The 8,171-nt window shown below is 45.3% G+C and carries 7 protein-coding genes and 1 pseudogene; 2 read left to right on the top strand and 6 right to left on the bottom strand.

Going from position 1 to position 8,171, the window contains the following annotated elements; genetic code table 11:
* Positions 1-411: pseudogene (locus B2X00_RS01325) on the top strand (asparagine synthase-related protein); the annotation flags it as partial.
* Positions 412-478: 67 nt separating this feature from the next.
* On the opposite strand, the gene B2X00_RS01320 reads toward B2X00_RS01325, so the two are convergent.
* Positions 479-1,345 (bottom strand): amino acid ABC transporter substrate-binding protein, encoded by an 867-nt coding sequence (locus B2X00_RS01320; protein ID WP_044446645.1) that lies wholly within the window; start codon positions 1,343-1,345, stop codon positions 479-481.
* A gap of 49 nt (positions 1,346-1,394) precedes the next feature.
* Positions 1,395-2,045, bottom strand: a complete 651-nt coding sequence (gene queE / locus B2X00_RS01315; RefSeq protein ID WP_272964569.1) for a 7-carboxy-7-deazaguanine synthase QueE — start codon at positions 2,043-2,045, stop codon at positions 1,395-1,397.
* Positions 2,046-2,162: 117 nt separating this feature from the next.
* On the opposite strand from queE, the gene queC reads away from it, so the two are divergent.
* Positions 2,163-2,825 carry a 7-cyano-7-deazaguanine synthase QueC gene (gene queC, locus B2X00_RS01310; RefSeq protein WP_044056533.1) on the top strand — a complete coding sequence of 221 codons (663 nt, stop codon included), beginning with the start codon at positions 2,163-2,165 and terminating at the stop codon, positions 2,823-2,825.
* Here the strand turns inward: queC and B2X00_RS01305 are convergent.
* The 4 genes from B2X00_RS01305 to B2X00_RS01285 form a co-directional block, all read right to left on the bottom strand.
* Positions 2,822-3,223, bottom strand: a complete 402-nt coding sequence (locus B2X00_RS01305; protein WP_290485793.1) for a hypothetical protein — start codon at positions 3,221-3,223, stop codon at positions 2,822-2,824. The genes queC and B2X00_RS01305 overlap by 4 nt on opposite strands.
* Positions 3,224-3,659: 436 nt before the next feature.
* Positions 3,660-4,586 (bottom strand): LysR family transcriptional regulator, encoded by a 927-nt coding sequence (locus B2X00_RS01295; protein WP_044056531.1) that lies wholly within the window; start codon positions 4,584-4,586, stop codon positions 3,660-3,662.
* A 179-nt stretch (positions 4,587-4,765) separates the two neighbouring features.
* Complete coding sequence (uvrB, locus tag B2X00_RS01290) at positions 4,766-6,781, bottom strand: excinuclease ABC subunit UvrB (protein ID WP_290485792.1); 2,016 nt, start codon at positions 6,779-6,781, stop codon at positions 4,766-4,768.
* Complete coding sequence (locus B2X00_RS01285) at positions 6,774-8,132, bottom strand: MATE family efflux transporter (protein WP_290485791.1); 1,359 nt, start codon at positions 8,130-8,132, stop codon at positions 6,774-6,776. Before B2X00_RS01285 ends, uvrB begins: the two co-directional genes overlap by 8 nt.
* Between the last annotated feature and the right edge of the window lie 39 nt (positions 8,133-8,171).

Genomic DNA, 8,171 nt, shown 5'->3' with positions numbered 1-8,171 from the left:
AAGCTAAAATGTGTAAAGACGGCAAAATTGAAAAACACATTTTACGTGCAGGCTTTCGACGGCTACCTGCCAGATGAAGTGTTATGGCGTCAAAAAGAGCAGTTTGGTGATGGTGTGGGTTACTCTTGGATTGATTCAATAAGAGAGTTTGTTGAAGGCGAAGTGAGCGATCAACAACTCGCTACCGCAGAATTCCGCTTCCCAGTAAATACGCCAGATACCAAAGAAGGGTATTACTACCGCACCATTTTTGAAGGATATTTCCCACAAGAAAGTGCCGCCAAATGTGTGCCAGGTGGTAAATCTATCGCCTGTAGTACCGTAGAAGCACTGGAATGGGATGAAAGCTTCAAGAACAATGCAGACCCATCGGGTCGTTCAATGAAAGACGTTCACGCAGGCGAGTCTTAATACCCCCCTTCGTATGACCAATGAAAACAGGCCGCTATGCGGCCTGTTTTTTTATACTCGCTTAATGTTATGGCGTGACCACCGAGTACCACAATTGCTTATTTCCCACCGGCGTGTTCGGTGGGAGTAATGGATTTTCCAACGTATATATTCGTCGAGAATCCATATTTAAAGATTCAAGTAACGTTTTGTGGGTAGAAAGAAACAAATCATCAAAAGAACCATCGGCTATAGCTCGCTCTAATCCCGTTTCAATTAACCTTGCTAACGTGGGGTTACTTTTGCTCACAAAGTAATACATGGCAGTGGGGTAATAGAGCGCCATGTCGGGTTCAACTTGCAGAACAGACCCCCTCCCTGCCGTTTCCATTTCAGCTGTTATTTCAATCACCGAGCGTGGAAAAAAGTCGCCTTTCCCCTGCAATAACAGCGCGTAAGCTTGTTTAAATTCTGGCACCGTAAAAACGTTAAAACCGTTTGCTTGCAATATTTTCGTATCTGGCCATTCTTCTCCTTGCAAAGGAGTAAGCTTCAATAAGTCGCCCTTCGACTTTACCTGTGCGAATTTATCTTTTTTCTCTTCGTTAATCACGAACACCCGCATACCAATTAACCCTTTGGCAATGGGGATACGGATAGGGAGCAAATCCTTTTCTCGCTGAGTATCAGTCATACTCCAAACAACATTCACTTCGCGATTTTCCCTTAACTGCCGAAGTGCTTTGCCGGTAAGCAAAATTCGGTCTGAGGGTAACAACTCGTAATTAACACCTGTTTTTTCTAGGGCCAGCTTAAGTAACGCAATAGGGTACTCGGTACGCGCATCTGTATCGTCAATGGGGCGCGGGTAGGTAATTGTCCACAATGCAGCGTCTGCAACAGGCGATAAAAGTAAGCCCCAAAAAGTCATCAACAGCGTGAAAATACATTTCATGAACACCGCTCCCTTAAATCCAACATTAATTCAGTACTTAGCATGTTTATTATTCAATACCGATATATTTGTGCGTCTGTAATGATAGACGCCAATTACGGGAAATACAGGTTTTGACGGCTAACTCGGTGGCACGTGCCTGTTGGCTGATGGGTTGTAAACACACTTGTTTACCGTCTAGGGATGACACTTTTTCTAGCAGGATATCAAGTTCATCAATATGCTTTTGCATTGCAATGGGGTGTTTAATTTCGTTGGCCCGCTCTAGCGCGCTTACCAATACTTCCATACCCCCTTTCATATTAATTTTGGGCGACACAGTGACGTATGTACGTGGGTCACAACGCACTTCAAACGTACCGCTGGTTTCAATTTGTGTGGTATAGCCACGGTTATGCAATAACTCGGTGAGTGGGATTAAATCGTACATACAAGGCTCACCCCCTGTAATAACCACATGCTTCGCCACATAACCTTGCGCTTCAAACAAGGCTAACAATTCATTTTCGTTGACGTCAAAGTAATGCTCTGACTCTTCATTTTTTGCAATGACGGCTTGCGCTGTAGTTACCAGAGCATCATCCAGCGTCCATGTATGTTTTGTATCACACCACGGACAACCAACCGGACATCCTTGCAAGCGAACAAAAATAGACGGGATCCCCGTATGCGCCCCTTCGCCCTGAATGGTTTCAAACATTTCATTAATGCTGAGTGTGATAGATGTCGACAAAATTTAGCCCTTTTACAATTGTATGTTGGGATTTTACCAAGGATCACATAAAATTCGGGTATAATTTCTTAAATTTTAAAAACTATGTCAGAAAACGTCGTTGTTATCTATTCAGGCGGGATGGATTCCTTCACCGTCTTACACAAAGCCATAAGAGATGGAAAAAAAGTAAACGCATTATCGTTCGACTACGGACAGCGTCATAAAAAGGAACTCGATTACGCCGCAAACGTATGTCGGTCTTTAAACATTCCTCACAAAGTGGTGGACATCAGCGCCATTAACACCTTAATTGGCGGTTCGTCGTTAACCTCAGATATTGAAGTGCCTGAAGGCCACTACGAAGAACCTAGCATGAAGCAAACGGTGGTACCCAATAGGAACATGATTTTACTTTCATTGGCGGTGGGTTACGCGGTGAGCTTAGAAGCAAATGAAGTGTATTATGGCGCGCATTCTGGCGACCACGCTATTTACCCGGACTGCCGACCAGAGTTTGTTGAAAAAATGAATGATGTTTGTCACATTGCCAACTACACCCCGGTAGACATTGTTAGCCCTTATTTAAAAGTGAGTAAAACCGATATTCTTACCGATGGACTGAAAATGGGCTTAGATTATGGGCTAACTTGGACCTGCTACAATGGGCGAGAGAAAGCTTGTGGAAAATGTGGTGCCTGTGAAGAGCGCTTAGAAGCCTTTCGCGACAACAATGCAACCGACCCCCTTGAGTATGAAGCACACTAACGTGTGCTTTGTGAGGGGCTTTCTTTCGCCTTCATCTTAGCAAGTAGCCGTGTGAGTAAATGTACCGCGGCGACAGAAAGAAACGCACTCACCCCTAGCGCGCCGCCCACACCAGCGATAAACGGCAATAATACCTCGTAACAGGCAGCAAACAGGCTACCTGCCACAGTAACAGCCATCATTCCAAATCGGTGAGGCGCGCTCATTCCTACAAAACTTCCACCAAAAAATGCCGCAGCCCACATATCCGGAGCTACACCCAATAAATACAGTACGCAATAGAACAATAACGTGAGCAAACTAGAAGCGCGAACAGGTGTAAACTTAGCGTGATGTGAAAGGAAATAGGTTAACCATGCACCAAGCAACGAAGAGGTAAATATTAGGATCACGGTCATAGAAAGTCCCTTACGACCAATCCACCAGCCACCGCCACGAAAGCAATTGCACCTAGCCGACCTCCAAAGCCCGTAAACAAGCCACGGGTAACCGTATAAAAACTAGCGCCAAGCACACAGATAAGTGCAAGTAACCACCACGATTCAATGTAGTTTCCCGAGCACATGCCAGCAAAGGCTCCCGCGTAAATGGCCGCTTGTGGGTGATGTTCATATGATGCTGGGAAATTCCAAAAGCTACCTGCTAACCCAACTATTGCCGCTGCCAATACTACTGGGACTTGCAGCAGGGTATGTAGCGCGAAACAACTAAACGCGCCAAAGAAAAAAGCGAACAATTTACTTATGAAAAAAATAGCGTTTACCCAATAAAAATGCCCTATCGATTAGGGCATTCATTATGGCATACATTCTCGCTGAGAAAATGGGGGAAGACCTACTTTTGGCTTTCCGCAATAAAGTAAGTAAGCTCTTTAATACAGTGTCTTAATACAGGGTTAAGACGAGTATTTTTTCCGTTGATAACAAATAGATTATGGCTGAAGTTAAACAAACTGCCGTTGGCAATAGGCACCAGCCCGAGTGCCGCGCCCTGCTCTTTAGCCATGTAGTCTGGTAATAAACCAACATATTCGCCAGTCATAATGGCCGACATGGCTGCATCAAAAGAGTCTGAAAATGTTTGAATGGCTAAACGTGATTCATCTTCAATATAATTGGCTGACGATAAGCCTGAAATACCAATCGCAGGGTAGTCCTCAATATTCACGTTGTCGGGTAATTCACAATCACGGTATTTGGCTAACGGATGAGTAGGCGCACAATAAAGTCGCCCTTCGGTAGCAATACCAATTGGGTGGAAGGTAACCGACTCAGGTTTTACCATATCATAGGTAGAAACAACCAAGTGACATTCACCTGATAACGCCACATGCTCAACTTCATTGTACAAGCGGGTTTGGATATTCACATGAATATCATCAAACTTTTTCATTGTACTTTTAACCGCTTTACTTACAGCTAAGTGCATAGATAGCGGTAAGCCAGCCATTAACACTAACGTAATGTGCCCTGAGTAATCATCGTGAAGTGATTTTAAATTAAATACAAAGTTATCGAAGGCGTTGAAGATACGTTTTGTTTCTTGGAATACAACTTCGCCTTCTTTCGTCATTTGAAAACCGCCTCTGCCTCGATGACAAAGAACAAGATCAAGACGCTCTTCCAACTTTTTAATGGCAGCACTTATGTTGGGACGCTGCATACGCAACACTGGTTCTGCCGCAGTAAATCCGTTGCAGCTTGCTACTGCGTAGAACACGCGAAGTAGCTTTATATCCGATTCCTGTAGACGGTTTAGCATAGAGTCACCCGTTTTAGGTATAGTTATAGATACTCAATAAGTGACTATATGCAAGTCGTCCTTTTATTACAACGATAAAATTGGCCTTTCTACCGTAATTTACAGTAAAAATTTCGCTTATTGGCCAATATTCTGGTTATCTCACCTCATACTAAAACTTTAGTATAAGCAGTTAGAGGTTAAGAGAGGGCCACAACTTGTTTTCTTAACGCTTCAATGTCATCCCGTAAGGATGCCGCCTTCTCAAATTCAAGCTCTCGGGCATAATTGAACATTTGCTTTTCCAGCTCTGCAATCTGATCCATAAGGTCGGTAGCACTGGCCGCTTTTTGTTGTTTTTTCTTCTCTTCAACTTTGCGTAGCCGCACCTTTCCAGACGCAGGGTGAGCGCCCTCGCCTAAATCCATAATATCGGTAATAGGCTTATTCAAACGCATAGGGGTAATGTTGTTCGCCGTATTATGTTCGATTTGCTTCTGACGACGACGCCCGGTTTCGTCCATGGCTTTACGCATAGATTTAGTAATAGAATCGGCATACAAAATGGCTCGGCCATTAATGTGTCTGGCGGCCCGACCGATTGTTTGAATGAGTGAACGCTCTGCGCGTAGGAAACCTTCTTTATCGGCATCTAATATTGCAACCAAAGACACCTCTGGCATATCAAGGCCTTCTCGTAACAGGTTAATTCCCACGAGCACATCAAACTTACCAATCCGTAAGTCTCGAATAATCTCGATACGTTCCACGGTATCAATGTCTGAGTGCAAGTACCTGACTTTCACACCGTGTTCGTTAAGGTATTCGCTTAAATCTTCTGCCATTCGCTTAGTCAGCGTGGTAATCAATACCCTTTCATCAACTTTCACCCGCTTTTGAATCTCAGAAAGCACATCGTCCACCTGAGTAGCAACAGGGCGAACTTCAATTTCAGGATCCAGTAAGCCCGTAGGACGAACAACTTGCTCTACAATATCGCCCTGCGTTTTATTCAATTCATATTCGCCTGGCGTTGCCGACACATAAATAGTTTGAGGGCATATTTGTTCAAATTCGTCGAATTTAAGCGGGCGATTATCTAACGCTGATGGAAGACGAAATCCAAATTCAACTAAGGTTTCTTTGCGGGATCTATCCCCTTTGTACATGGCTCCCACTTGCGATACGGTAACGTGAGATTCATCTATAAACATTAAGCCATCCGCTGGGAAATAATCTAATAAGGTTGGCGGTGGCTCGCCTGGCGCCCGACCAGAAAGGTAACGAGAATAGTTTTCTATCCCAGAGCAGTACCCCAACTCCATCATCATTTCGATATCAAACTGTGTACGCTGAGAGATACGTTGCTCTTCCAGTAATTTGTTTGCCTGTTGCAACTGAGTTTTACGTTCTTTTAGCTCACCTTTAATACGCTCGATAGCATCGAGAATCTTTTCTCGAGGTGTAACATAGTGGGTTTTCGGAAACACCGTTGCCCGGACAACCGATTTATCGACCGCGCCGGTAAGCGGGTCGAAAAGGCTTATTTTATCTATTTCATCATCAAACAGCTCAACCCGAACCGCTTGCTTTTCTGCATCGGCGGGAAAAATATCTATAACATCGCCACGCACACGAAATGTGCCCCGCTCAAAAGCTAAATCGTTGCGTTTATATTGTAATTCAGCAAGACGACGTAATATGTCCCGTTGATCCATGGTGTCGCCTTGGCGCAAATGGAGCAGCATTTTCATATAGGATTCAGGGTCGCCCAAACCATATATTGCAGACACACTTGCCACAATTACGACATCCCGGCGCTCCATCAGCGCCTTAGTCGCAGATAATCGCATTTGCTCAATGTGGTCGTTAATTGAGGCATCTTTCTCAATGAAGGTATCTGTACTAGGAACGTAGGCTTCCGGCTGATAATAATCGTAATACGACACAAAATACTCGACAGCATTATTAGGGAAGAATTCTTTCATCTCACCATAAAGCTGCGCTGCCAACGTTTTGTTATGAGCAAGGACGAGTGTCGGACGTTGCGACTGTGCAATCACGTTAGCCATGGTAAACGTCTTACCCGAACCTGTAACGCCCAATAAGGTTTGATGGGCAAGCCCTGCGTCTAAATTTTCTAGAATTTTTTCAATCGCTGCAGGCTGATCACCTGCAGGCTGATAGCTCGATACTAATTCAAATGCTTTACTCACCAACCCTCCTCAGCGCTCGCGTAAACCATACATAAGCGATAGCCGCTGTAATGATATTACCGACCACACCCCCAACAAATAGGCCGTGTAGGTCCGCTAGTAGACTCCCTAAGTAGGACAAGGGTACGAAAAAAACAAATAAGCGGATGACACTTAAGCCGAGCGCACGCATCGGTTTATGAATGGCATTAAAACTTGAGTTCGAAAGAATGATCCAACCCTGAAAGCCATACCCTATGGGCATTATGTAAATAAACAGCTCAACGATACGCGCCACTTCTTGCTCTTTCGCAAATGCCATCGCGATCCACGGTGCCGTTATTGCCATCGCCGCATAGATAACCAGTTGAATGGCAAATACCACTTTTAAGGCTTTGCCATAGGCCTCACGTACCCGATCAACTCGGTTGGCACCAAAGTTTTGGCTAATCAACGGCGGCAACGACATGGATAACGCCAGAATAATGATACTCGCGAGCGACTCGAGTCGAGTGCCAACGCCAAATGCCGCCACTGCCGCCGCACCATAAGATGCAATAATAGCCGTCATGACCGACATCGCGAGCGGAGTCAGAATGTTGGCGCCTGCCGCTGGCAGACCAATTTTCAAAATAGCGCGAGCGGCATCGACCCATTCGCGAAACAACCCGCGTGTCGTTTCGATACGTACCCGAATAAGCTGCTTACGATTAAGTAACCAAAACACGAGAACCACGCCACTCAACCACGAAATCACGCTCGCTAAAGCGGCTCCCTCAATACCCATCGCAGGGATCGGTCCCCAACCAAAAATAAGGATCGGATCAAAAATGGCATTCGCCAAACCGCCCGAGGCCATAATCAATGATGGTGTTCGTGTGTCGCCCGATGCGCGCAATACCGCATTGCCGACCATTGGCGTGACCAACATGACGCTGCCCGCAAACCATAGCGTCATATATTCACGGATCAGCGGCAGTAAACGTTGTTGTGCTTGCAGGAGGGTAAAAATACTGTCCATGAAAATATAGCCCACGGCTGACAGCATCAGAACAAGTAAAGCGGAAACCGAGAGTGCAGCAAAGCCGTCAAACTGCGCTTCTTGCGGTTTATCCCGACCATATTTTCGCGCGATTACCGCTGACGTACCAATACCTAAACCAATGGTCAAACTAACCACCGTAAAGGTAATAGGGAAGGTGAAGCTGACCGCTGCAAGCGGGTCGGTGCCCAGCAGACTGATAAAGAAGGTATCAACGACGTTAAAGCTTATCAGCGTTGCCACGCCAAAGATGACGGGCCAAGTCATTTCCCATAGCGTTTTTCCAACCGGCGCGTTGATAAGACTTCGAGATGCGTCGGTTGTAGCCATGAAAATACCTCCTCTTGAATGAACTTACGTAGTGTACAG

The organism is Idiomarina sp. UBA3162 (assembly GCF_002364475.1).
Lineage (GTDB): Bacteria > Pseudomonadota > Gammaproteobacteria > Enterobacterales > Alteromonadaceae > Idiomarina.
Note: the sequence above shows the minus strand (reverse complement) of the source record. Positions and strands in the feature narration are given on the sequence as shown.